This window comes from Novosphingobium sp. Sphag1I (assembly GCF_056279125.1).
The window spans coordinates 1-23,686 of the sequence record NZ_JBWBQS010000004.1 but is presented as its reverse complement, the minus strand read 5'-3'; the positions used below and the strand labels follow the sequence as shown (position 1 = coordinate 23,686).

At 61.4% G+C, this 23,686-nt stretch carries 20 protein-coding genes and 1 tRNA gene; 11 read left to right on the top strand and 10 right to left on the bottom strand.

From position 1 onward, the window contains the following. Positions 1-70 precede the first annotated feature (70 nt). From rfbG to ACZ9HU_RS05245, 4 genes are all read right to left on the bottom strand, one after another. Positions 71-1,147 carry a CDP-glucose 4,6-dehydratase gene (gene rfbG / locus ACZ9HU_RS05260; protein WP_476103117.1) on the bottom strand — a complete coding sequence of 359 codons (1,077 nt, stop codon included), beginning with the start codon at positions 1,145-1,147 and terminating at the stop codon, positions 71-73. A gap of 6 nt (positions 1,148-1,153) precedes the next feature. After that, positions 1,154-1,939 (bottom strand): glucose-1-phosphate cytidylyltransferase, encoded by a 786-nt coding sequence (rfbF, locus tag ACZ9HU_RS05255; RefSeq protein ID WP_476103115.1) that lies wholly within the window; start codon positions 1,937-1,939, stop codon positions 1,154-1,156. 207 nt (positions 1,940-2,146) lie between these two features. Further along, positions 2,147-3,601, bottom strand: coding sequence for an MFS transporter (locus ACZ9HU_RS05250; RefSeq protein ID WP_476103113.1), 1,455 nt, complete (start codon positions 3,599-3,601; stop codon positions 2,147-2,149). 114 nt (positions 3,602-3,715) lie between these two features. Beyond that, positions 3,716-5,626: a CocE/NonD family hydrolase gene (locus ACZ9HU_RS05245; protein WP_476103111.1), complete on the bottom strand. Its 1,911-nt coding sequence runs from the start codon at positions 5,624-5,626 to the stop codon at positions 3,716-3,718. A 350-nt stretch (positions 5,627-5,976) separates the two neighbouring features. Between ACZ9HU_RS05245 and ACZ9HU_RS05240 the strand changes: the two genes are divergently transcribed. The 5 genes from ACZ9HU_RS05240 (at position 5,977) to ACZ9HU_RS05220 (ending at position 13,882) form a co-directional block, all read left to right on the top strand. After that, positions 5,977-6,684 carry a response regulator transcription factor gene (locus ACZ9HU_RS05240; protein WP_476103108.1) on the top strand — a complete coding sequence of 236 codons (708 nt, stop codon included), beginning with the start codon at positions 5,977-5,979 and terminating at the stop codon, positions 6,682-6,684. 32 nt (positions 6,685-6,716) lie between these two features. Beyond that, positions 6,717-7,994 (top strand): ATP-binding protein, encoded by a 1,278-nt coding sequence (locus ACZ9HU_RS05235; RefSeq protein ID WP_476103106.1) that lies wholly within the window; start codon positions 6,717-6,719, stop codon positions 7,992-7,994. A gap of 131 nt (positions 7,995-8,125) precedes the next feature. Continuing rightward, positions 8,126-8,818, top strand: a complete 693-nt coding sequence (locus tag ACZ9HU_RS05230) for a carbonic anhydrase (RefSeq protein ID WP_476103104.1) — start codon at positions 8,126-8,128, stop codon at positions 8,816-8,818. Beyond that, a complete protein-coding gene (locus ACZ9HU_RS05225; protein WP_476103102.1) occupies positions 8,815-10,329 on the top strand; it encodes a SulP family inorganic anion transporter in 1,515 nt (504 codons plus the stop codon). The genes ACZ9HU_RS05230 and ACZ9HU_RS05225 overlap by 4 nt, the downstream gene beginning before the upstream one ends. Before the next feature lie 202 nt (positions 10,330-10,531). Beyond that, positions 10,532-13,882, top strand: a complete 3,351-nt coding sequence (locus ACZ9HU_RS05220; protein ID WP_476103099.1) for a trifunctional glycoside hydrolase family 18/polysaccharide deacetylase/glycosyltransferase family 2 protein — start codon at positions 10,532-10,534, stop codon at positions 13,880-13,882. Between the two features lie 221 nt (positions 13,883-14,103). Here the strand turns inward: ACZ9HU_RS05220 and ACZ9HU_RS05215 are convergent, their stop codons facing one another. The 3 genes from ACZ9HU_RS05215 to ACZ9HU_RS05205 form a co-directional block, all read right to left on the bottom strand. Then, positions 14,104-14,352, bottom strand: a complete 249-nt coding sequence (locus ACZ9HU_RS05215) for an accessory factor UbiK family protein (RefSeq protein ID WP_476103097.1) — start codon at positions 14,350-14,352, stop codon at positions 14,104-14,106. Between the two features lie 112 nt (positions 14,353-14,464). Continuing rightward, a complete protein-coding gene (locus tag ACZ9HU_RS05210; RefSeq protein WP_476103095.1) occupies positions 14,465-15,070 on the bottom strand; it encodes a TspO/MBR family protein in 606 nt (201 codons plus the stop codon). Between the two features lie 189 nt (positions 15,071-15,259). Further along, complete coding sequence (locus ACZ9HU_RS05205) at positions 15,260-16,054, bottom strand: TlyA family RNA methyltransferase (RefSeq protein WP_476103092.1); 795 nt, start codon at positions 16,052-16,054, stop codon at positions 15,260-15,262. Between the two features lie 57 nt (positions 16,055-16,111). Between ACZ9HU_RS05205 and ACZ9HU_RS05200 the strand changes: the two genes are divergently transcribed. Beyond that, positions 16,112-16,696: a hypothetical protein gene (locus tag ACZ9HU_RS05200; protein WP_476103090.1), complete on the top strand. Its 585-nt coding sequence runs from the start codon at positions 16,112-16,114 to the stop codon at positions 16,694-16,696. Between the two features lie 491 nt (positions 16,697-17,187). On the opposite strand, the gene ACZ9HU_RS05195 is transcribed toward ACZ9HU_RS05200, so the two are convergent. After that, the gene (locus ACZ9HU_RS05195; RefSeq protein WP_476103088.1) at positions 17,188-17,703 is read right to left on the bottom strand and encodes a rhodanese-like domain-containing protein; all 516 of its coding nucleotides are present in this window, start codon (positions 17,701-17,703) and stop codon (positions 17,188-17,190) included. A 72-nt stretch (positions 17,704-17,775) separates the two neighbouring features. Between ACZ9HU_RS05195 and ACZ9HU_RS05190 the strand changes: the two genes are divergently transcribed. The 5 genes from ACZ9HU_RS05190 to ACZ9HU_RS05170 all read left to right on the top strand — a co-directional run bounded on the left by ACZ9HU_RS05190 (position 17,776) and on the right by ACZ9HU_RS05170 (position 21,940). Further along, positions 17,776-18,564, top strand: a complete 789-nt coding sequence (locus tag ACZ9HU_RS05190; protein WP_476103086.1) for a quinoprotein dehydrogenase-associated SoxYZ-like carrier — start codon at positions 17,776-17,778, stop codon at positions 18,562-18,564. Beyond that, entirely contained in the window at positions 18,557-19,498 is a 942-nt protein-coding gene (locus tag ACZ9HU_RS05185) for a quinoprotein relay system zinc metallohydrolase 1 (protein ID WP_476103084.1), read from the top strand. The genes ACZ9HU_RS05190 and ACZ9HU_RS05185 overlap by 8 nt, the downstream gene beginning before the upstream one ends. A gap of 147 nt (positions 19,499-19,645) precedes the next feature. Continuing rightward, the gene (locus ACZ9HU_RS05180; RefSeq protein ID WP_476103082.1) at positions 19,646-20,749 is read left to right on the top strand and encodes a branched-chain amino acid aminotransferase; all 1,104 of its coding nucleotides are present in this window, start codon (positions 19,646-19,648) and stop codon (positions 20,747-20,749) included. Positions 20,750-20,900: 151 nt separating this feature from the next. Beyond that, positions 20,901-21,746, top strand: a complete 846-nt coding sequence (gene yghU / locus ACZ9HU_RS05175; protein ID WP_476103080.1) for a glutathione-dependent disulfide-bond oxidoreductase — start codon at positions 20,901-20,903, stop codon at positions 21,744-21,746. 119 nt (positions 21,747-21,865) lie between these two features. Continuing rightward, positions 21,866-21,940 (top strand) — tRNA-Gln (locus ACZ9HU_RS05170). A 354-nt stretch (positions 21,941-22,294) separates the two neighbouring features. Here ACZ9HU_RS05170 and ACZ9HU_RS05165 read toward each other — a convergent pair. Next, the gene (locus ACZ9HU_RS05165; RefSeq protein ID WP_476103078.1) at positions 22,295-22,879 is read right to left on the bottom strand and encodes an SLATT domain-containing protein; all 585 of its coding nucleotides are present in this window, start codon (positions 22,877-22,879) and stop codon (positions 22,295-22,297) included. Continuing rightward, on the bottom strand, positions 22,872-23,686 hold an 815-nt coding region (locus ACZ9HU_RS05160), incomplete at its 5' end, for a nucleotide-binding domain-containing protein (protein ID WP_476103076.1). The genes ACZ9HU_RS05160 and ACZ9HU_RS05165, both read right to left, overlap by 8 nt.

Here is a 23,686-nt window from a genome sequence, read left to right as displayed (position 1 = left end):
TGTCTGCCTGTAAACTGTCTTCTGAAAATTTCAGACGTGTTGAAACATTTTTGATCGGGATGAAACGATTTTAGCGCCGGGTGAAGGCCGCGCGGTAATCCGACAGTTGCGCCAATGAGATCGCCTGCGCATCGCCGCCTTGCGCAACCCCTTTATGCCATTCGACAATCCGGTTCAGCGCCTCACCCAAACCCCATGCCGGACGCCAGCCCAGATAGTTGCGCGCCTTGGCACAATCCAGCTTGAGGATCTTGGCCTCATGGGGGCCGGAAACCTGTTCGGGCTGATCCCAACCGGCATCGCCCCAGCTTTGCGTGATGCGATCCGCGATCCAGTGGACGGGCTGCGTATCATCATCGGCGGGACCAAAGTTCCAGCCCTCTGCCGCCCACGCCTCGCCCTTGGCCAGCGTTTCGGCGATCATCAGATAGCCGCCCAAGGCTTCAAGAACATGCTGCCAGGGGCGGATCGAATGGGGCGAACGGATCAGCGGACGCTCTCCCGCGATCAGCGCACGGATAATATCGGGCACCAACCGGTCAAGCGCCCAATCGCCCCCACCGATCACATTGCCCGCCCGCACAGAGGCCAGCAGCGGGGTGCCTGCCTCGGAAAAGAAACTGCGCCGATAGGCCGCAATCACCAGTTCTGCCGCGCCCTTGCTGGCCGAATAGGGATCATGCCCGCCCATCGGATCACTCTCGCGATAGGGCCAGACCCATTCGCGGTTCTCATACGCCTTGTCCGAAGTGATCGCGACCACGGCGCGCAAATTCGGCGCCCGGCGGCACGCGTCCAGTACGTGGACCGTCCCCTGAACATTGGTGGCAAAGGTTTCCACCGGCGTGTCATAGGACAGGCGCACCAAAGGCTGCGCGGCCAGATGGAACACCACCTCCGGGTCGGCCTGCGCCACGGCGGCCTCGACCACGGCCATGTCGCGAATGTCACCCTCGATATGGGTAAGCAGCCGCTCGACCCCGGCCTGACGGAACAGGCTGATCTCCTCGGCGGGCAGCGACAGGCCCGTCACCACCGCGCCCATCTGATGCAGCCAGAGCGCCAGCCAGCTGCCCTTAAAGCCCGTATGCCCGGTCAGCAGAACCCGGCGACCGGCCCAAAAGGCAGGATCATGCACAACCGCCACGATCGCTTACCACTTCTTCCACGGCGCATTCCCCTGCGCCCAGAGCCGCTCGAGATGCTGCTTGTCCCGCAACGTATCCATCGGTTGCCAGAAACCGTCATGGCGGAAAGCCACCAGCTCGCCCGTGCTGGCCAGCGTTTCGAGCGGATAATCCTCCCAAACCTGATCCGGCCCGGCGATCAGATCGATCACGGACGGGTCCAGCACGAAAAAGCCGCCGTTGATGAGACCGCCATCGCCCGCGGGCTTTTCCTTGAAGCTGGTGACTTCATGCCCGCCCGAACCCGCGCCGAACTCCAGCGCGCCAAACCGGCCCGGAGGCGCCACAGCGGCAATCGTCGCCTTCTTGCCATGCGCGCGGTGAAAGGCCAGTTCAGCAGTAATATCGATGTCTGAAACGCCGTCGCCATAGGTAAAGCAGAAAGGCTCACCGTCGGTCAGGAAGCGGCGCACGCCCCACAGGCGGCCGCCCGTCTGCGCCGTCGGCCCGGTATCGACCAGAGTCACTGTCCACGGCTCGCTCTTGGCTTCGTGAACGGTCATCTTGTTATTGGCAAGATCGATGGTCACATCGGCGGCGTGAAGGAAGTAATTGGCGAAAAATTCCTTGATGACATAGCCTTTGTAACCAAGACAGATGATGAAATCATTGACGCCATGGGCGGCATAGATCTTCATGATATGCCACAGGATCGGCATACCACCCACTTCAACCATCGGTTTGGGACGGCTCGACGTTTCTTCGCCCAGCCGCGTTCCCAAACCACCCGCTAGAATTACTGCCTTGGTCAAGTGACCCCCGAAAAAGTTGATCAGGTGAAATTTCAGGACGTAAAAAGTCGCATGGCGCCATGGGCCGCTTGCCCCGCAAGGTCAAGCGCTGTGCCCATTACCGTCCACCAATCTCACCACGATCCGCGCAACATTTCTATAGACCTGCGACAGATTGCGATAGGCCCATCGACGCCCCCCATGCGGTCAAATTGAGACATTATCGGGTCAATGGGCGGTCGGATCGCCCCCGGTCAGGCTGGCTCCGGCATCGCGGGCAAAGGACAGGTTGGGGATGATCGCGGTGAAACTGATCGCGGCGATGATCCAGAAGGCCAGAGCACAATCGCGCAATTGGGGGTGCTGTACGCCATGGGCCGCCGTGCTGATCTGAAGGATCGTTGCCGCCATACAAACGCCCAGCGACAATGTGAGCTGCTGAAACGTCGTATAAAAACTGGTGGCGCGGCTCATTTCGTCGGGCGCCAGACCGTCATAGGCGATGGTGTTATAGGCGGTAAACTGAAACGACATCAGGAAACCGGCCAGAACCAGCACGCCCCAGATCGCCCATTCCGGCCATTGCGGTGAGAAAAAGCCGCAGGAAGCATAGACCAGCGTCCCTGCCGCCCCCATCAGCGTCAATCCATTACGAAAGCCCAGCCGCCGAAGGACCGGCCCGGCCAGCCCCTTCATCACAATCGACCCCACCGCCGTCGCCAATGTTATCGTGCCCGAACGCGCCGCCGAAAAGCCGAAACCATATTGCACCATCAAGGCCAGCAGAAAGGGCTGCGCACCCTGAAGCAGGCGGCTGATCGAGCCGGCGATCCATGACAGGCGGAAATTGCGATGACGCAGCAGGCCGAAATCCATGATGGGCGCCGGATGCCGCCGCGCATGCGCCCAATAGGCCAGCGCCATGGCCACGCCCAACCCCAAAGGCAGCAAAGCCGCCGCCCCGGCATGCATCGGCCCCGCGGTTTCAAACCCGATCATCAACGCGGCCAAAGCCACCGCCGACAGGACAAAACCCACGCCATCAAACACCGGCGGCACTTCGGATCGCACATCGGGAATGTTGCGCCACACCAGAATGAGCGCCAACGCCGCGATGGGAATATTGATCCAGAAAATCGCCCGCCAATGCATATAGGTGACGATAAATCCACCCAGCGGCGGCCCCAGAATCGTGCCCATCAATCCGGGCATCAGCATCCAGCTGGTCGCATTGACCAAGTCCTTGGGCGGAACGGTACGCAGCATGACCAGACGGCCGACGGGCAACATCATTGCCCCGCCGATCCCTTGCAGAAACCGCGCCGCCGCCATGGTTTCCAGCCCCTGCGTCAATGCCGAACCCAAAGACCCCATCGCAAATACGCCGATCGCCGCGCTGAACACCCGGCGCGCGCCGAAACGATCCGCCATATAGCCCGACACCGGCACAAACACCGCCAAGGCCAGAAGATAGGATGTCACCGTCACCGACAAGGCGGGCGGGCGCACCCCGAAATCGCGCGCAATCGTGGGCAAGGCCGTGGTCAGAACCGTGCCGTCGAACTGTTCCATAAACAGGGCCGAAGCCACGATCAGGCCGATCAGGCGATAATCGCTGGTGCCGCCTGCATCGGTTTCGTGATCAAGGGCTGCATCAGCCGCCGGGGGAGTCGTTTGCTGCATCAGCGAAGGGCTCTAGGCCGATGGTCGAGGGTGGGCAAGTGCGAGACAGCCCCGCCCTTGGTCGATCATCCGACAGGCGAAAGAGGGCGGGTTGAGCCGCCCTCCACCCCCGCATCAATCCTTGGCAATGGGCAACAGGACCGCGCTGGCCGTCGCGCCGCCGCGCTGGATGCTTTGCGTGGCGGGTTTGTAGTCGCTGGCCCGCGCGTTGAAGATATTGGCGACATAGGTCTGCGGATTGCGATCATAGAGCGGGAACAGGCTGGATTGCACCTGCACCATCAAGCGATGTCCGGGCAGCAGCACATGGTTGATATGCGGCAATTCAAAGCGGACATTTTCGACCTTGCCCGGTTTCCACGGCGCGGGCGCGGAAAAGCTGTGGACATAGCGCCCACGGAAAATCTCGATGCCCAGCGGCAGTTCGAAACCGGGGTTGGCTGGCTTGGCCCCCTGCGATGCGGCCTCGGGCGTTGTATCGGGGGCGACGTCGATCAATTTCACCACCCAGTCGGCATCCGTGCCCGTGGTGGCTGCATAGAGGTCAACCTTGGGCGCACCCTTGATATGCAGCGGCTTGTCCAGCGGCGCGCTTTTGTAGGTCAGCACATCGGGGCGATCTTCGACAAAGCGTTGGTCATGGACCAGCCATGTCGTCCATTGCTTGCGGTCGGCCATGGACAGCGGGCGCGGCATAAAGGGCACCGGATGGGCCGGGTCGGAAACATAATCATCATGCCCGGCCGCCCCCGGCGTGAAGGACAGGCCCCCGCCCGCCCCCAGATAAAGCGGCGTCATCTTCGCATCGTCCCAACTTTGCGAAACCTCCCACTGGTTCGCGCCCGTGGCATAGGTCAGCACCGGCGGCGTATGCGGATCGGGCGCGTCTTTGAGCCAGTGATCAAAGAAAGGCTTGAGCCATTTGACGCGGAATTCATGGGCCGTGTCGCCGGTGAACGTAACATCGCCCAATTCATAACCATAGTGATTGACGCCCGAATGCCGCCACGGCCCGATCACCAGTGAGAGCTTGTCATTGCCGGTATCCTTTGGCTCCAGCGCGCGATAGACGGCGGGGGCGCCATAGGAATCCTCCTGATCCCACTGTCCAACGACCAGCATGGTCGGCACAGTGAGAGGCCGTGCAGCCAGCCATTTATCCACCGCCTGAAGCGACCAGAACGGGGTATAGGCCGGGTTCTCCATCAGCTTGCGCACGCCGGGGATATTCTCGATCCCCCATTTGCGCGCGAAATCGCCCGCCGATCCCGCCTCCAGATAAGCGGTGTAATCATCGCCGCTCCCACGCGGAATCTTGGCATCATTGTCGCCCTTGCCCACGCTCATATCGACCATATAGTCGAAGCTGTTGACCCGGAACGCGCCATTGTGGAACCAGTCGTCGCCCATCCAGCCATCGACCATCGGGCTTTGCGGCACGGCGGCTTTCAACGCAGGGTGCGGGTTGATCAGCGCCATCAGCGAGGTAAAGCCCAGATAGGAACTGCCGATGATGCCGACCTTGCCGTTGCTCTCGGGCGTGTTCTTTACCAGCCAGTCGATCGTGTCATAGGCGTCGGTCGCCTCATCGATGCCGGTGTTGTTCAAAGGCCCGACGATAGGGCGGTTGAGAACCCAATCCCCCTCGGACTTATGCATGCCGCGAATGTCCTGATAGACGCGGATATAGCCGTCCTCGGCAAATTCGGCATCCATCGCGGGCAGGATTTCGGTGATCTTCTGGCTGGCCGTGCGGGTGACGTCGCCATGGGCGTTATAGGGGCTGCGCGAGATCAGTATGGGGGCGTTCTTCGTCCCCTTCTTGAACACGATGGCGGTATAGAGTTTTGTCCCGTCGCGCATCGGGATCATCACTTCGCGGCGGACGAAATCGGCATCGGCGCGCACCGCGTCATAGGATTTGACGACATCGGGCGTCATTGGTGTCACAGCATTTTGCGCCGCCAATGGCGCTGCAAGAGCGAAGGCAAGGGCAACCATCGCGCCGGAACGAAGCAATTTCATGGGAACAGACCTTTTGTGCAAATGCAATGGGGCCAGCATGTCGCCAATCGCCCGCAGGGGCAAGACAGTGCCCCGGCGCCTGAGAAACATTTTAACACAATTCGGCACTTATCGCGCAAACTGGGCCGCTTAGATGGCGTTCATCCCATCCGGGGGGATGGTAATCACACCCCCGAATGGAACGACATTCTCAGGTTCCGGCCGTCCGATCCCCAAGAACCCTCCAGCGGCCGGTTCATGCCGCAGGCGCCAATCCATCCGCGCCTGCCCCTTGCGATCGGGGCAAGAGGTCTTTACCTCGCGCCCCGATCGCCTTTACTGTTTCCAGACAGAGGCTGGGCCAAAGAACAATGAGTGCAAAATCCATTCTGCTTGTCGAAGACGATCCTGCGCTGCGCCTTTTGACGGCGCGGGCGCTGCGTGCCAATGGCTATGACGTGCGCACCGCCGGAACCGGCGCGGAAATGTGGGTGATGCTGGACAGCGCGCCGGCGGACCTTATCGTGCTAGACATCATGTTGCCCGGCACGACGGGGATCGAGTTGTTCCGCAAATTGCGCAAGGAATCCGACACGCCGGTGATCTTCGTCTCCGCGCGCGGCAGCGAGGAAGACCGCGTTCTGGGCCTTGAACTGGGCGCGGACGATTATCTGGCCAAACCGTTCAGCACGCGTGAGTTGATCGCCCGCATTGGCGCGGTCCTGCGCCGGGGCGGCAGCGAGGAAGAACGCGCGACGAGCCAGCGGATGCTCTCGTTTGAAGGTTGGACACTTTCCCTTTCGCGCCATGAATTGCGTTCACCCGAAGGCGCATTGGTCGATTTGACCGGCGCTGAATTCGATCTTCTGGCCACTTTCCTTGGCCAACCCCAGCGCGTCATCGGGCGTCAGCGCCTAATCGAATTGTCGCGCACGCGCCTGTCCGACAGTTCAGACCGCAGCATCGACGTATTGGTCAGCCGCCTGCGCCGCAAATTGTCCAATTCCAGCGGACAGGCCCCAATCGCCACCGTGCGCGGCATCGGCTATATGTTCACCGCCGAGGTCACCCGCCATTGACCTGGCTTCGCGCCCTTGGTTTGCCTGCGCGCATGCTGGCCATTCTGGCGGCGGTGATGCTGGTGGATATTAGCGCGAACGCAATCCTGTTCGAACGCGCCAATGAATTCGCGCTCGAGGCCGAGGAGGCCGACAGTCTGGCCGATCGACTGGCGATTGCGGGGCGCATTCTTGACGAAAACGCCCCGGCCCGCCGCGAATCTTTGGCCAAGGAATTGAGCAGCCCGGCCCTGAAGATCCGGTGGAAACCCAAAGGCGCGGATCGCCCCTTGGCCGCGCTCGATCTGGGCACGCTTCAGAAACAGTTGATCGCCTATCAGCCGGAATTGATCCAGTATCGGTTGCAATTGCACCTCGCCCCACTTCACGCGCGGCATGAGGTCGATGGCACCATGGTGCTGAGCGATAATTCACTGGTGACTTTCCATAGCGAGGCGCGCGACATCTTTGCCCTGCGCGCCGGATATGTTCTGCGCATTCTGTTGCCGACCTTGTTGCTGGTGCCACTGGCGTGGTTTCTGGTCTATGCCTCGCTGCGCCCGCTGCGGCGTCTGGTGCGAGCAAGCCGCCATGTCGGCACACCTCACGCCCGCCCCATCCCCATGGATGGTCCGGGCGAAGTGCGCGAATTAATTGGCGCTTTTAACACAATGCAACGGCGCATCGACGATTTGCTCGACGCCAATACGCAGACGATGCTGGCCATTGGCCATGACATGCGCACGCCGCTGGCGCGGATGCAATTGCGGTTGGACGGCGTGCCGATGGATGTCGAGGAACGCGATGCTTTGGACGCGGACCTGTCGGAAATGCGCGATCTGCTCGCCTCGCTCCAGGATTTTGTCGCATTGGACGAACCCGGCCCGGCCAAAGAGCCGGTCGATCTGGCCGCGATGGCGCAAACGCTGGTCGATGGGGCGCAGGATCGCGGATATCCCGCAGAATATGAAGGGCCGGACCGGCTCATCGTCATGGCGCGGTCGGTGTCGCTGCGTCGATCCATGTCCAATCTGATTGAAAACGCGCTGCATTATGGCGGCAATGTGATGGTGCGGGTTTCCACGGAAAAAGGCGCTGTCTTTGTAACAATCGAGGATGATGGCCCCGGCATTCCCGAAGAACATCTGGGCAAGGTTCTCCAGCCGTTCATCCGTTTGGACACCGCGCGAACTCGCGACACAGCGGGCATGGGCCTTGGTTTACCCATTGTTGTCAGATCTTTACGCAGCGAAGGGGCCAACCTCATCTTGGCCAATCGACCCGAAGGTGGCTTGCGCGCGGTCATCCACATGCCCCAACCTGCAATGTAAACCATTCATCAAAGGGCAAGATTTCAGCAACACTTCCTTACACAGGCGCGCGGTCATAGCAAAATCGGCCACCTACATTGATCACATTGGCCCTCCTTCCATGGCGGGCGAAAGATCAAAAAGGTGTGACCATGAACGAACTGATTGGCCGCGTATTCAGCTTTGAAAAGACCACTTTTCCGGCCAGTGGCGAATTGTTCAACAAGCTGACCACCCATGGGCAGAGCCCCAAGGCGCTGATGATTTCCTGCGCCGATTCGCGCATCGTGCCCGAACAGATCCTTCAGGCCCAGCCCGGCGACCTGTTCGTATGCCGCAACGCCGGCAACATGGTGCCCAGCTATGGCACCCAGCTTGGCGGCGTGTCGGCAACGGTCGAATATGCGGTTGCGGCGCTTGGCGTGCGTGACATCATCGTTTGCGGCCACTCGGACTGCGGCGCGATGAAGGCGCTGTCGAACCCGGTTGGTCTGGAACGCATGCCCAACGTAAAGGCATGGCTGGAACATGGCGCGGCGGCCGAACATATCGTTTCGACCTGCAAGAGCCATCTCAAGGATGCTGACCGGGTCCGCGCAGTGACGCTGGAAAACATCATTGCCCAGATTTCGCATCTGCGTACCCACCCCTCGGTCGCCGCGGCGATCGCCAAGGGTGAAATGGCGCTCCACGGCTGGTTCGTGGACATTCATGCCGGACAGGTGCTGGGTCTTGATGGTGACACCGGCCACTTTGTGCCTCTGCGCGAAGATGCCGAACTGCCTGTCGCGCTCCCCGCTTCGCGCCGGATCGCTGAAGAACCCATTGCGGAGGCCGCAGAATGAGCCAAGACGCACAAAAAAGCGGGATCGGCGCGTTTCTGGCGCGCGATTTCACCGCTTCGATTGTCGTCTTTCTGGTGGCAATGCCCTTGTGCATGGGCATTGCCATCGCCTCTGGCGTGCCGCCTGAGAAGGGTCTGGTAACGGGCCTGATCGGCGGCATCGTCGTGGGCGCGCTGGCCGGTTCGCCTTTGCAGGTGTCGGGTCCGGCGGCCGGTCTGGCGGTGATCGTTTTCGAATTCGTGCGCGACCATGGGCTTTCCGCCCTTGGTCCGATGCTCGTTCTGGCCGGGGCCATTCAGTTGGTCGCAGGCGTTGCGCGTCTGGGCGGCCTGTTCCGTTCGATCAGCCCGGCTGTCGTTCACGGCATGCTGGCGGGGATCGGCGCGCTGATCGTGCTGGGGCAATTCCACATCCTGTTCGACGCCAAGCCGATGTCGAACGGGCTGGCCAATCTTGCCGCTATTCCCGGCCGCGTGCTGGGCCTGTCGTCGGACATTCGTGCCGATGAAATGGCGCTGGGCCTCGGCCTGACCACCATTCTGGTCATGCTGGCATGGGAAAAATGGCGTCCTAAAAAGCTTGCTCTGGTTCCCGGCGCTCTGCTGGGCGTGGGTGCGGCAACAATCATCGCGGCCAGCTTTGGTCTGAACGTGACGCGCATTGCGGTGCCGGAATCGCTGGCGGCGGCCTTTGGCACGCCGGGCGCGGGCTTCTTTGCCCCGCTGTCGAACCCGGCCATCATTACGGCCGCTATCGCCATCGCCTTTATCGCCAGCGCCGAAACGCTGCTGTCGGCGGCGGCGGTTGACCGGATGCATGACGGCGTTCGCACCAACTATAACAAGGAACTGTGGGCGCAGGGCGTGGGCAACATGCTGTGCGGTCTGGTCGGCGCCTTGCCGATGACGGGCGTGATCGTGCGTTCGTCGGCCAATGTGCAGGCCGGTGCCATGACGCGCCTTTCGGCGATCCTGCACGGCGTATGGATCCTGGCCTTTGTGGCTTTGCTCCCCTGGTTGCTGCGTGAAGTACCGATGGCGGCTCTGGGCGGCGTGCTGGTCGTGACCGGCTGGCGTCTGGTCAGCCTCAAGCATGTCACGCATCTGTTCCATAGCTATGGCGTGATCCCGGCGGCAATCTGGGTCGTCACCTTCGCTCTGGTCGTGGGCAAGGATCTGCTGACGGGCGTGATTGCGGGCCTCCTGCTCTCGCTGGTCGAACTGATCCCGCTGGCCAAGGGGCTGAAGCTGGGCGTGGAAGAAAAGCACACCGACGAAGGGCACCATGTTGCGCTTCAAGGTTCGGCCACCTTCCTCAGCCTGACCAAGCTGACCAACCGTCTGGAAGCCGTACCGGGCGACCGCGCGGTGCACCTCGACCTCAAGGATGTGCATGGCATCGATCACACCACGGCCGAAATGCTGGGCGAATGGATCGCGCGGCGTCGGCGTGGCGGTTCGGCGGTCCGGTTGAGCGGGCCTGATCCGGTCCTCAAAAACCTCGCCGCCTGATCCTTTTTCAAACCGGCCAACATCGCCCCGCTTGGGTCCGCGCCATCGGCGCCCGCCCAAGGGGGGCTTTTTGTTGTTCTGGGGATGAATGATCCACCGCGTGATTTCCGCGGCTTTGCGCAAACGGTTGGCGATGCTAAAGGCGATAGAAAGGGCGTTCGCGATGAAACGCCTGTCTTCGCAGCGTAAAGGTGGGCGGCACTTGGCCAGACCAGTATTTTTCGATCCCTCGGGGCGCCGCCGGCGCTGGACGCGGCGGTTGACGTTTTTCGGGCTGATCGCTCTGGTCATCGGCGCAATCGCCTTTGCCACGACCGTGGTGCATATTCCGGCGCCCTCGCCGCTGCCGCTGGGGTTTGAACGGCGCAGCGCTCTGCCCATGCGAACACAGGTCTCGCGCCTGTCGCATTCCTTCTCGCGCATGTTCAGCGCGCCGCCCAAACAGCGTGCGAACAGCAAGGGGCAATCGATCACGGTTGCCTTCTATTCGAACTGGTCGGATGCTTCGGCACCTTCTCTGCTGCGTCATATCAACCAGATCGACTGGGTCGCGCCGACCTCGCTCAACATTGACCTTGCCGGTAAACTGCATGTCAGCGAGGATCGTCCGCTGCGGCGCATCCTGCTGTCGGCGCTGCACCGCCCGCTGGTTGTGCCGGTGTTGCAGAATGTCGATGATGACGGCTTTTCCCGCCCCGCCGCTGAGGCATTGTTTGCCAGCAAGGCCAAGCGCAAGGCGTTGATCGCGCAATTGATCGACTATCTGAAAAAGTCGGGCGATGCGGGCATCATCTTTGACTTTGAAGACCTCTCGCCGTCCGACATCCCCGCCTATCGCGCCATGATTGCCGAGGTGGAAAAGGCGCTGGACAAGACCGGGCAGGTTGTGGCCGTGACGCTGCCGATGGAGGGCGATGGCTGGTCGCCTTCGCAATTTGCCGCCGTGGCCGACAAAATCATCCTGATGGCCTATGACGAACATTGGGCCAGCGGACAGCCCGGCCCGATTGCGTCGAACAACTGGTTCGCGACCAAGGTGCGCAAGGCCATCGGCAACATGCCCGCCGACAAGGTCATCATCGCGCTGGGTTCCTATGCCTATGACTGGCACCCGGACGCCAGCGGCAAAACCGGCGCGGAAAGCCTGACCGTCGAAGAAGCATGGCTCTCGGCCCACGATTCCGCCGCCACGCCCACCTATGACAAGGCCAGCGGCAACACCGGCTTCTCCTTTCTGGAAAATGGCCAGCGCCATGACGTGTGGATGATCGATGCCGCGGCCAGCTGGAACCAGATGCGTATCCTGTCGCAGCTGGGCGTCGGCAATATCGCGCTCTGGCGTTTGGGGACCGAAGATCCGGGCTTCTGGCAGGCGCTGCAAAGTTGGCGCAATGGGAACAAGCAGAACCCTTTTCCCGACCTGAGCCATATTGCCCAGACCGCCAATGCCGACGTTGAGGGCGCGGGCGAAATCCTGCGCATCACATCCACCCCCAGCGAAGGTGACCGCAAGCTGGCCTTTGACCCCAAGACCGGGCTGGTTTCCTCGCTGACCTATGACCGCCTGCCCACGCCGTATAAGGTGCAGCGGACGGGCTATTCAGAAAAGAAGGTTGCTTTGACCTTTGACGACGGGCCGGATGAAATCTGGACGCCGCAAATCCTGTCGATCCTTGAACAGTACAAGGTGCCGGCCACTTTTTTTATCATTGGTGAGAATGGGGTGTCCCAGCGCGCCTTGCTGCAACGTATGGTGGCATCGGGAATGGAGATCGGGAACCATTCCTATACCCACCCCAACATGGCCAATTCATCGAAAACCGGCATCCGGCTTGAATTGAACGCGACGCAGCGCTTGGTCGAAGCCTATACCGGGCGCTCGATGCGCCTGTTCCGCGCGCCCTATTTCGGGGACGCCGAACCCACGACCGCCGACGAACTGGTGCCCGCCCAAATTGCGCAGGAACACGGCTATACCGTCGTGGGCCTGCACGTCGATCCCGATGACTGGATGCGACCCGGCGTCCAGCATATCGTCGATTCCACACTGGCGCAGGTCAAGGAAGGGCGTCCGGCCTATTCGGGCAATATCATCCTGCTCCACGATGGCGGCGGCGACCGTGAACAGACCGTGGCGGCCCTGCCCGGCATCATTGTCGCGCTGCGTCAACAGGGGTATCAATTCGTCTCGGTGGCCGAACTGGCCGGATTGACCGCGGATCAGGTGATGCCGCCGGTCAAGGGCTATGACCTCTTGGCGGTGCGAGCCGACGTTTTCGCCTTTACCACCATCGGGCTGATGATTGTGGTGCTGAACTGGTCCTTCTTCTTTGCCATCGCACTGGGCGTGCTGCGTTCGGTGACGCTGGTCGGGCTGGCCCTGTTGCCGGCCAAGCGCAAGGCGCCGACGCCCGACGCCACGTTCCGGCCCAAGGTGACGGTGATCATCCCCTGTTTCAACGAAGAGAAGGTGATCGAGAGCAGCGTCAACCGCATCCTTGAATCGACCTATCCCTATCTGGATGTGATCGTCGCGGATGACGGGTCCAAGGACGGGACCAGCGCCATCGTCACCGAGAAATTCGGCGACAACCCGCGTGTCAAGCTGATGACCTTGGTCAATGGCGGCAAGGCCAGCGCGCTGAACAAGGCGTTGAAGGAAGCCACGGGCGAGATCATCGTCGCGCTGGACGCCGATACGCAGTTTGAAAAAGAAACGATCCTGCGCCTTGTCCGCTGGTTCATCGATCCCAAGATCGGCGCGGTGGCGGGCAATGCCAAGGTGGGCAACCGCGTCAATCTGGTCACCCGCTGGCAGGCGGTGGAATATACCACGGCGCAAAATATCGAGCGCCGCGCCCTGACCCGTTTTGACGCGATCATGGTGGTGCCGGGCGCCGTTGGCGCATGGCGGCGCAGCGCATTGGAAAGCGTGGGCGGCTATCCCGAAGACACGCTGGCCGAGGATCAGGATCTGACCATCGCCATTCAGCGCAAGAAGTGGAAGGTCGCCTATGACGAGGAGGCCGTCGCATGGACCGAGGCGCCCGAAACCTTTGGCGCGCTGTCCAAACAACGCTTCCGCTGGTCCTATGGCACGTTGCAATGCCTGTGGAAGCATCGCAAAATCATGCGCCGGGGCAAGCCTGGGGGCCTCGCCTTCATCGGCGTGCCGCAGGCATGGGTGTTCCAGATTCTGTTTGCGGTTCTTTCGCCCGCCATCGACCTTGCGCTGGTCGTCTCGGTCATGGGCACGATCACCCGCGTGATCCAGCACGGTTGGGCCCAGACGCAGACCGACGTCTTGCGCATGGCGGTCTATTGGGCGGCGTTTTCGTCGATCGACCTTGTGTGCGGCTGGATTGCCTATCGGTTGGACGTGCGTGACAAGAAGTTCCGCCCGTTCCTGCTGCTGGCCCAGCGCTTTGTCTATCGCCAGTTGATGTATTCGGTGGTGATCCGCGCCGTATCCGCCGCCGTGCGCGGTGTCGGCACCGGTTGGGGCAAGCTGGAGCGGACGGGCCGCGTGTCGGCGCCGGAGGGCGGTGTTTAATCTGACGGTGGGCGGGGTTGATCCTCGCCCATACGTGGCAGGCTGCGCATACCCTTGGTTCGGCTGGTCAGATGATAGTGCCGACAAATGGTGCAGCGATAGGGGCGAAGCGTTATTGCGGCCTTCAAGGCGACCTCGATCGCCGCGGCCTCGCTATCAAAACGGCGCTTGCGCGCGCAGATGCCGGGGCGGGTGCGCATAACGGCCCCGCCCTTGCGACCTTAACCGCCGATCTTGGCTTCAAGCGCGGCCAGCTTTTCCTTCAACACTTCGACTTCTTCGCGCGCGGTGGCGGCCATGGCCTTGACCGTGTCGAATTCCTCGCGGCTGACAAAATCCAGACCGCCAAAGGCTTCACGGAAACGCTCACGCGCCGAATCGCGAGCCTCACGCGTGGCCCCGGCGAAGGTTCCCGCAGCGCTGTTCATCAGCTTCACGAAATCGGCAAGGAAGGGGTTTTCGCTCTGCATGGCGCGTTTTTCCGTATCTGTAATCCGCGGCCCCCTGCCCGTATGACAAAGGTTTCCGATGGACGCCTAGATGGCGCGCAAACCCGCAAGGATCAAGGGGCGGGTCTAAATTCTAAAGCTGAATATGCACCACTTCAGGCGCCTGACCGCCATCGGCATCAGGGTTGAGCGCCAGAAATTGCCAGTTCAAAACGCTGGCGAACAAGACCCACGCTAGATAGGGCACCAACAGCCCCGCCGCCACCGGCCGCACGCGCCAGAACATTGCGATCACCACGATCAGCGAGACAGCCATCGCCACGATGATCCCCATGGCCAGCGCAATCCGGTGCATCCCGAAAAACACCGGCGACCACGCCATATTCAGCACCAGATGGGCCGCGAAAAGCGCAATCGCCGCCCCGCGCCCGGGCGCGCCGCGCGCCGTAACGACAATGGCCAGCGCCACGCCCATCAACACATAAAGCGTGGTCCACACAATCGGAAAGGCCAGCGGCGGCGGATAAATGCCCGGCTTGACCAAAGAGGCGAACCACGGATTGTCCGGCCCGGAAAATGACACGCTGGCCGACAGAAAGCCGAGCAGGTTGATCCCCGGCACCAGCACCAGCACCCAACGCGCCAGTCCCGCCCGCAATTGACCCGAGGAGGCAATTTCCGTCATCTTCGTCCAGAACCCCGTCACATCGCCGCTGCGCTGCCCAATGCCGCGCCGCATCCATTTTCACCATCTTGGCCAAAAGGCCTTTCAATCCGCCTAATTTCCCGCACCGCATGATTCGCGACATGTCCATGCGCCTTGTGGCGGGCGCAAAGTGCCCATGCAATGGCGCGAAAGCATGCTGTTCCGAAACGGAGCCAATTGCGTAAAACCACTTGCCTCACGGTTAACAAACCGCTTACCCGATTAACTCTCTGCTTTTTCCGTAACCTGCTCTATCCCGGCCTCTGCGCTGCGATAGGCGGAAATCAGGAATTCGACATTGCCTTCCGGCCCCGTGATCGGGCTTTCCACAATGCCCTGTACGATAAAGCCAAGACCCTCGACCCAGACGCGCACTTCCTCGCACACGCGGGCATGAAGTGCCGGGTCACGCACCACCCCGCCCTTGCCCACTTCGCCGCGCCCGACCTCAAATTGCGGTTTGATCAGGGCGACGAGACGGCACTGCGGCGCGGCAAGGCGAAGCGGAACCTCCAGAACTTTCGACAGACCAATGAAGGACGCATCGCACACCACCCACGTACAGGGCGCGTCAATCTCCGCCTCGGTCAGGATGCGCGCCGATGTCTGTTCCAGAACGGTGACCCGCGGGTCCTGACGCAATTTCCACGCCAGTTGATTGGTGCCGGAATCAACCGCAAACACCCGCTCGGCCCCATGGGTCAGCAACACGTCGGTAAAGCCCCCGGTCGAGCTGCCAATATCCATCGCGGTCACGCCGGTCGGGTCGAGTTCGAAATGCTTGATCGCATGGGCCAGCTTGATCCCCCCCCGCGAAACCCACGGATGATCGCGCCCACGCGTTTCCAGCGGCGCATCCTGCGCAATCTGCTGCCCCGGCTTGGCAATCTTGGTCTCGCCGCTGAACACCAATCCGGCCAGCACCAGCGCGCTGGCCCTGCTGCGGCTTTCGGCAAGGCCGCGATCGACCAGCAATTGATCGACGCGAATTTTGGCGGGCTTTTTGGAACTGTTCATCGTCTCGGTTCTGTTTGGCGGCTTGTCTTGGGCGCGCCCTCATTCCATAGGGAAGCGATGAAGGCAATCGCGCGCGCCCCATTCTTCGCCACTATGCCCTTTGGCAAGCGGCGCCCCATGACCCTTTCGGCGCTTTGCGGTGGCCTGACCATGGCGCTGTTGTCCAGTTGCGCGCCCAGCCCGCCGGTCGTCATCCCGCCGCCCGCACCTGTTGCCAAACCCGCGCCGCGTCCGGCGCCGGCCCCCATGCCCCAACCCACCGATTGGCGCGACATGCCCCTTACCCCCGGCGCATGGGTGTGGAGCATGTCGGGCGGCGCGTCTCAGGCGCAATATGGCGTGGGCGGCAACACGCGCATCATCATGGCTTGTCGTGGCGGTCAGGTGCGCCTGACCATGCCGGGCCTTGCCGCAGGGGGCGGGGTTGTAATGATCACCACCGCCACCCAGACGCGGCAGGCAAGCGCCGAAAGCGATCCTTCGGGCGCGGCTCTCACGCTCAATGCCGGCGACCGGTTGCTCGATGCCATTGCTCTGACCCGCGGGCGCTGGATGGTCGAGGTGGCGACCCATCCGGCCCTGTTGCTGCCCGCGGATGCATCGGCATCGCGCGTGGTCGAGGATTGCCGCGCCGCAAGGTAGAGCGCCACGTTTCAGCAAAAAATACATCCGCGAATCTGGTAAATGCCGATCTATCCCATCACGGCTGGGGATAATTTTGCGGGCGCGCAAAACCGGTTGCGGCCCGTTTCAAAAACATCGCGGATTTCAGGGATTCCCGAAAGACTCACAGGTCCGGGGAGCCGAGATTGTGACAGCAATTTTTTCCATTTCAAGACTTGTTGTGCGCCGCAAAATACACCAACTTTCACCCAAGGCGAGCGCGGTTGAACAGACCCTCGCCCCGTCGTCAGGATGGGTATTGCGCCCCCCGGCGGCTCCCTATGGCTCAACAGCGCGAAAGGAGGTGATCCGATGTCTCATGGTTCAGCAGAGAGGTCGGCAATCCGCATCGCGGAGCATTATCGCTAAGTTTCACGATTAAGCGATAAAGGCTTCGTGGGCGGCACTTTTGCGGCCGCTGACCATGCGAAGGGCTGCGATGGCAGATGCTGTCGTGGCCCTTCTCATTTTTACGGTTCAGGCTTGACGGGGGCCAGCGTTCCGCCCGCATCGCGCCAGCCTTCGACGCCTTCGGCCATCCAATAGACCTCGCGCAGGCCGTCACGCGCAAGGCGGCGGGCCGCATTCCACCCCATCCAGCAATCGACCCTGCAATACAGGACAATCGGCGCGCCGGGATGGCCGCGTCGCCACGCATCAATCCGCCCCCGCAATCCCGACCAAAGCGCCGGATCAACACCGGGACGCCCGACTTCTGGTCGCCAGATCGCACCGGGGATGGTGTCATGGGGTTCGGTTTGCAGCCACCGCCCCGTCGTTCCATCGCGCGCCAAAGGCTGGGCATCGATGAACAGCGCATCCCGCCCCGGCCGCAACGCCCGCGCCGCCGCCAAAGCCAGACGCTGCGCCGGGGCCGGATCGCGATCCACCGGCGCGCGATAGGATGACGCGCGATAACCTTCGGCGTTGAACAAATCCGGCCCCGCCGCCGAGGCCGCCAGAAACAGAGCGAAACTCAATACCATTGCGCGCTCCACCTAATCCCAAGGTATCATGGTAAAGCGCTCCGACTTGGCCGCATAGTCACCCTTGGTATCATGCGCAAAGCGGCCCTCCTTTCGGTGTTGTCCCCCCTTATGCTGGCCGCGTCGGCACAGGCGGCCACACCCTTGCCCAAAGATCCGTTGGGGTCGCCCATGTGGACCTATCACGGAGCAAAGATCCTGAAGGGTGCGCCGGTGGTCTTTGATCCGAGGGTGCGTTTGCAAGTGCCCGTGATTGCCGAAAACCAGCATCAATTTCCCGTCACGGTGGACGCGCGCACCATTGCCGGTGTTTCACGCATCATCATCTTTGCCGACCTCAATCCTCTGCCCCAGGCAGTGGATTTCCGCCCGCTTCACGCGCAACCCTTTCTCTCGCTGCGTATAAAGCTGGATCAGCGCACCCCCGTTCGGGCGGCTGTTCTGGGCGGCGACGGGGTTTGGCATGTGTCGGGCGTCTGGGTCGATGCGGCGGGCGGGGGATGTTCCGCGCCCCCGGTCAGCCGGGCCAAGGGTGATTGGGCACAACATCTTGGCGAAATGCGAGGGAGCGCCTGGAGAGAGAGCGAGGATCTGCGCCTGCGTGTGTCCATTCGTCATCCGATGGATACGGGATTGGTTGAAAACATTCCCAGTTTTCACGTTGAGACCATCCGCCTGCGCGATGCCGCCGGGGTGGAACTGGCCAATATGACGGTCGAGGGTTCGGTCAGCGAGGATCCCGCCTTCACATTCCTGTTGCGTCCCACCAAGGATGGGCCGGTAAAAATTCAGGCCCGCGACACCGAAGGCCGCGAATATCAAGGCACAATCGGGCCACAAAGCAGGCCGCCCCATGGTTAGGGGATTGACCCGGCGCGCGTTGATCGGCGGGGCTATGGCATTGCCCTTTGCGGCGCGGGCGGCGCAACGATACGCGCTGAAATCCGAAAGCGTGGCGCCGGGTGTATGGGTCATTCGCGGGGCGGATGAAGCGATTGCCTTCAACAACGGCGGGGCGATTGCCAATTGCACCATTATGGCGGCGCAGGGCGGCGCGATTCTTTGCGATTGCGGGCCATCGCTGACCTTTGGCACGGCCTTGGCGGAACTGGCGCGGAAATTGACCGGAGGGCCGGTGCTGCGCGTGCTGATCACGCATCTTCACCCCGACCATGCAATGGGCGCGGCGGCCTTTGACCCGGCGATCATCGCCGCCCTGCCCGAAACCCGGCGCGAATTGGAACGCGACGGGCGAGGATTTTCCGATGGCATGTATCGCCTTTTGGCGGATTGGATGACGGGGACGAATGTTGTGCTGCCGGGGTTGGACGTGATGCCGGGGCCATTCGAAATCGGCGGGCGCGCGCTGGAGGCTATCGCCCTGTCGGGTCATTCGGGCGGCGATCTGGCCGTCATGGACAAGGCCAGCGGGACGTTGATCACGGGCGATCTGGTCTTTCACAACCGCGCCCCTGCGACGCCGGACGCCGATCTGGCCGCGTGGCGGCAAAGCCTGGACCGGCTGGACGCGATGAGTTTTGCCCGACTGATCCCCGGCCATGGCCCGGTGGACGTCACCCATTACGCGATTGCCCAGACGCGTGATTGGCTCAACTGGCTGGAGGGCGCGCTGAGCGACGCGGTGGCGCGCGGATTGGACATGGGCGAGGCCGGCGACATGCCGATTCCCGATCGTTTTGCCTCGGTGGCCTTGGCCCGCTATGAACTTCAACGCTCCGTTTCGCATTTTTACGCAGGGTTGGAAGCCAAGGAATTGCCCCGCATCGACAATTGATGGGTTTGAAGCGGTTTTCCCACGCCATCAACCGTGCTATCAGCCGGGCAACCGTCGGGGTTTGGGATTTTTAATTTCAAGCCACTTGCCTTGCGCGCAATTTTCGTTCAAAGGCAACCGCATTCACCCCATGAGGAGTCGTGTATCATGGCGACCATCGCCGAGCCTGTCCTGTCCTTCACCCGCCTGCCCCACCCCGCCCCCGTGGCCGATGAGGTACGCGAAGGGATTTTGGCCGCGCCCGGTTTTGGCACCCAGTTCACCGACCATATGGTGGTGATCGAATGGACCGAGGGCAAGGGCTGGCACGACGCCACGCTGGGCCCGCGCGGCCCCATCCCGCTGGACCCGGCGGCCAGCGTTCTGCATTATGCGCAGGAAATCTTTGAAGGTTTGAAGGCGTATAAGCACGCCGACGGCTCCATCGCGCTGTTCCGCCCCGAGGCCAATGCACAGCGTTTCAACGCCAGTGCGCAGCGTCTGGCCATGCCCGAATTGCCCGAAGAGGTCTTTGTCGAGGCGGTGCGCCAACTGGTTCTGGCCGACAAGGCGTGGATCCCCGAACAGGAAGGTGCATCGCTTTACCTGCGCCCCTTCATGATCGCGACCGAGCCGTTTTTGGGTGTGCGTTCGGCCAAGCAGTACAAGTTCATCGTGATCGCGTCGCCCGCCGGCAATTATTTCAAGAGCGGCGCGCCCGCCGTGTCGATCTGGGTGTCGGAATACACCCGCGCGGCGCCGGGCGGCACGGGCGCGGCCAAGTGCGGTGGCAATTACGCCGCCTCGTTGGTGCCCACCGCCGAAGCTTTTGCGCGCGGGCACGATCAGGTGCTGTTCCTTGACGCTGCCGAACACAAGTGGGTGGAAGAACTGGGCGGCATGAACCTGTTCTTCGCCTTTGAAGACGGCAGCCTGCTGACGCCGCCTTTGTCGGGCACGATCCTGCCCGGCATCACGCGGGCCAGCCTGATCGAGCTGGCCCGTGAGGAAGGTTTGAATGTGCGCGAGGAACGCTATTCGATCGACCAGTGGCGCGATGATGCGGCTTCGGGCCGCCTGCTCGAAACGTTCGCCTGCGGTACGGCGGCGGTCGTGACCCCGGTGGGCAAGGTTGCCTCGCCCGATGGCAGCAGCTTTACCATCGGCAGCGGCGGCCCCGGCCAGACCACGGCCAAGCTGAAGGACCGCCTTGTCGCGATCCAGCGCGGCCAGTCGCCCGACACGCATGGCTGGGTCATGAAGCTGGCCTAAAGTCAAACGAGATTGCATCAAGCGGGGGCCTCAAGTGCCCCCGCTTTTCTTTTGCGCGATCAAAACTTTCTTCTGCGCCCCACGTCTGGCGGATCGCATCGTGCTTTCCTATCTTGGCCCTGCAACAATCCCCCCGCAGGAGCCCGTCACGATGAGCGACACCTATACACCCCCGAAGGTCTGGACCTGGGACAAAAGCAATGGCGGCCAGTTCGCCAGCATCAACCGCCCGGTTTCCGGCGCGACCCATGACAAGGCCCTGCCGGTTGGCGATCATGGCGTGCAACTCTATTCCCTCGCCACGCCCAATGGGCAGAAGGTGACGATCCTGCTCGAAGAACTGCTGGCCGCGGGCCATGCGGGCGCGGAATATGACGCATGGTTCATCGACATCGGCGCGGGCGATCAGTTCGGATCGGGCTTTGTCGAAATCAACCCCAATTCCAAGATCCCCGCCCTGCTCGACCGCACCGAAGCCAAGCCGGTGCGCGTGTTCGAATCGGGGGCGATCCTGATTTATCTGGCGGAAAAATTCGGCGCATTTTTGCCCGCCAGCGGCGCAGCGCGCGCCGAAACCTTCAGCTGGCTCAACTGGCAGATGGGCAGCGCGCCCTTCATCGGTGGCGGCTTTGGTCATTTCTATTTCTATGCGCCCGAAAAGTTCGAATACCCGATCAACCGCTATGCGATGGAAACCAAGCGCCTGTTCGACGTGGCCGACAAGCGTTTGGCGGAAAGCCGTTTTCTGGGCAGCGACGACTATTCTATCGCCGACATGGCCGCCTATCCGTGGCTGGGCAATCTGTGGCGCGGCGATGCCTATGGCGATGCCAAGACCTTCCTTGGTCTGGATGAATATGAAAACGTCGGGCGCTGGGTTCAGGAAATCGACGCCCGCCCCGCAGCGCAACGCGGCCGCCTTGTGAACAATCGCAAGGGTTTGCTCGAGCGCCATTCGGCGGCCGATTTTGAAAGCTTGGTCAACGCCACGGTGTGATCGCGGTCAATTGTGCGTTCAAAGAGGCAATTTGCACAAAAAGTTCAAATTGCCTCTTTTCTTCCCCGCACAATGAAGCTAAGCGACCGCTCCCGGCCCAATATTGGCCGAGGTGATGCTGGGGTGTAGCCAAGCGGTAAGGCAGCGGTTTTTGGTACCGCCATGCGGAGGTTCGAATCCTCCCACCCCAGCCAGCACTTAGCACACTTACCCACAGGGCATTCTGCAGTTCGTTCTGCAAGACGGATGTGTGCATACGGCCAGTAAACCGTCTCCGTATGGCTTCTGACCGCAATTCCGCCCTGACTGGAAAAGCACCGCAGGATCTTGGGCTGTCCCAAGATCGAGTTTATTGATCTTCTCCCCAAGCACCCGGAAATGCCACAGACGGCGGACGGACCGGTTAGGCCGCTTCAGAGCTTCGAAACCAAGATAGCGGACATTCGCGTCCGACTTCAGCGGGGGCGGTGCCCGCTCCAGTTTTCCAGCGATTAGCAGTGATTTTCGCGCTCGGGGTCCTATCGCGGGAGCCACTGGGGAGCGCGGCTCTATGTCACACGGGCGATCCCGAGTGCCACTAGGGCCAGCACCGACACTGCGAGGGTGAGCGAGAAGGACAGGGGCACCTTATCGCGCCAGAAGGTAAATTGCTTCTGCTCGTCGATCCACTCAATCTGGTGCTGCCAGAAAAACTTGTAGTGGGCATACCAGTCGCTGAAAAGGATTTGCTTCGACTGGTTGGAACTGGACACCTCCACCTGAAGTGCATCTAGTCGCGCGCGGTAGGCTGCAAGATCGGCGCCTTCCGCTGTCGCCTGTACGTCGCGATAGAGGTCGCGCAGCCGATAGAAAAGCGCCGTGAGCCGCTCTCCTTCTTCGCAATAGGCGACCTTGTTGTGATCGTATTGTGCAATGATTAGCGTGACGATGCCAAACGTAACCATGGTCGCAGCGATCCACTTTGCGTTCAGCGGCTCCCAAACGAGCGCATAGAGGCCTACTAACAGGGAGACGAGTCCAAGTCCGCCGGGAACCTTCTGCACAATGTCGTGCGTGGCGAAGTTCTTTTTCGCGCCAAACCCGACATTGTATCCCGTCTCAGCGATGCTGCGGAGAAGAGCGGTCCTATTCATTGTCGTCCTCTTGGTTTGCGCTGATAGGTACGTGGATGCGATCGGTCGCGACGACAATTCCGTCAACGACGGCGTAGCACTCGACCACGTGATCGCCCTTGAAATTGGTGCGCTCGATCTTCCTCTTGTGCCCATCATCCGCAACGATCTGCCCACGAATGCAGTCGCGGTTGATCGCTTCCTGTCCCCGGTTGAGCACCTTCCAGAACAGGCCAAAGTCGCCGCGTATATCTGTCTCAACAACCGTGAACGTTAGCTTCTTACGTGGCATAAGCAGCTTGCGGTCGCGGATCATCTCCCTGAGAGATGCCGGACGAAACCCGCTCTGCTCAACTTGGCAGTCGATACGAATGTTGTTCCGAATATCAATGGCGGCAAACACATCTTCTGGAAACTCCTCGGTCATACGGACCGGTTTGCTCTTGTATTCGAGAACAGCTGCCTTTTGTATTTTCTCACTAGCAGGGAATGACCGACCATAGACGGCTCGCCACTTGTCGTTTTGGTTGTCGTTGCCCTCTGCCTCAATCGCCTTGAGGCAGAGTTCGTGGGCCTTCTTCGCCTTGCGCTGAAAATTCTTCTTCACCTTGACGCGCTGGCCGCTGCCTAGCGCCGCGAAGTATTCGTTCTTTGGTAATTCTTTAAGATACGCGAAGAAATTTCGACTCATCCAATCGTAATAGAGATAGTTTTTGTCGTCGTAATAGCTGGTTGGACTTGTAACGGATTTGTGCCGGTCACCTATCTCACTATGCCACCTTGGCCTCGAATGCGAGGGGGCTGATGCCGCCCAGATATGAATGGCGC

Excerpts from the sequence above, each read along its gene's own strand:
- ACZ9HU_RS05235 (WP_476103106.1), top strand. The coding sequence starts at position 6,717 with ATGCTGGCCATTCTGGCGGCGGTGATGCTGGTGGATATTAGCGCGAAC.
- ACZ9HU_RS05245 (WP_476103111.1), bottom strand. The coding sequence starts at position 5,626 with ATGAAATTGCTTCGTTCCGGCGCGATGGTTGCCCTTGCCTTCGCTCTT.
- ACZ9HU_RS05200 (WP_476103090.1), top strand. The coding sequence starts at position 16,112 with ATGAAGGCAATCGCGCGCGCCCCATTCTTCGCCACTATGCCCTTTGGC.
- ACZ9HU_RS05250 (WP_476103113.1), bottom strand. The coding sequence starts at position 3,601 with ATGCAGCAAACGACTCCCCCGGCGGCTGATGCAGCCCTTGATCACGAA.
- yghU (WP_476103080.1), top strand. The coding sequence starts at position 20,901 with ATGAGCGACACCTATACACCCCCGAAGGTCTGGACCTGGGACAAAAGC.
- ACZ9HU_RS05205 (WP_476103092.1), bottom strand. The coding sequence starts at position 16,054 with ATGAACAGTTCCAAAAAGCCCGCCAAAATTCGCGTCGATCAATTGCTG.
- ACZ9HU_RS05240 (WP_476103108.1), top strand. The coding sequence starts at position 5,977 with ATGAGTGCAAAATCCATTCTGCTTGTCGAAGACGATCCTGCGCTGCGC.
- ACZ9HU_RS05225 (WP_476103102.1), top strand. The coding sequence starts at position 8,815 with ATGAGCCAAGACGCACAAAAAAGCGGGATCGGCGCGTTTCTGGCGCGC.
- ACZ9HU_RS05210 (WP_476103095.1), bottom strand. The coding sequence starts at position 15,070 with ATGCGGCGCGGCATTGGGCAGCGCAGCGGCGATGTGACGGGGTTCTGG.
- ACZ9HU_RS05195 (WP_476103088.1), bottom strand. The coding sequence starts at position 17,703 with ATGGTATTGAGTTTCGCTCTGTTTCTGGCGGCCTCGGCGGCGGGGCCG.
- ACZ9HU_RS05165 (WP_476103078.1), bottom strand. The coding sequence starts at position 22,879 with ATGAATAGGACCGCTCTTCTCCGCAGCATCGCTGAGACGGGATACAAT.
- ACZ9HU_RS05180 (WP_476103082.1), top strand. The coding sequence starts at position 19,646 with ATGGCGACCATCGCCGAGCCTGTCCTGTCCTTCACCCGCCTGCCCCAC.
- ACZ9HU_RS05190 (WP_476103086.1), top strand. The coding sequence starts at position 17,776 with ATGCGCAAAGCGGCCCTCCTTTCGGTGTTGTCCCCCCTTATGCTGGCC.
- ACZ9HU_RS05230 (WP_476103104.1), top strand. The coding sequence starts at position 8,126 with ATGAACGAACTGATTGGCCGCGTATTCAGCTTTGAAAAGACCACTTTT.
- ACZ9HU_RS05215 (WP_476103097.1), bottom strand. The coding sequence starts at position 14,352 with ATGCAGAGCGAAAACCCCTTCCTTGCCGATTTCGTGAAGCTGATGAAC.
- ACZ9HU_RS05185 (WP_476103084.1), top strand. The coding sequence starts at position 18,557 with ATGGTTAGGGGATTGACCCGGCGCGCGTTGATCGGCGGGGCTATGGCA.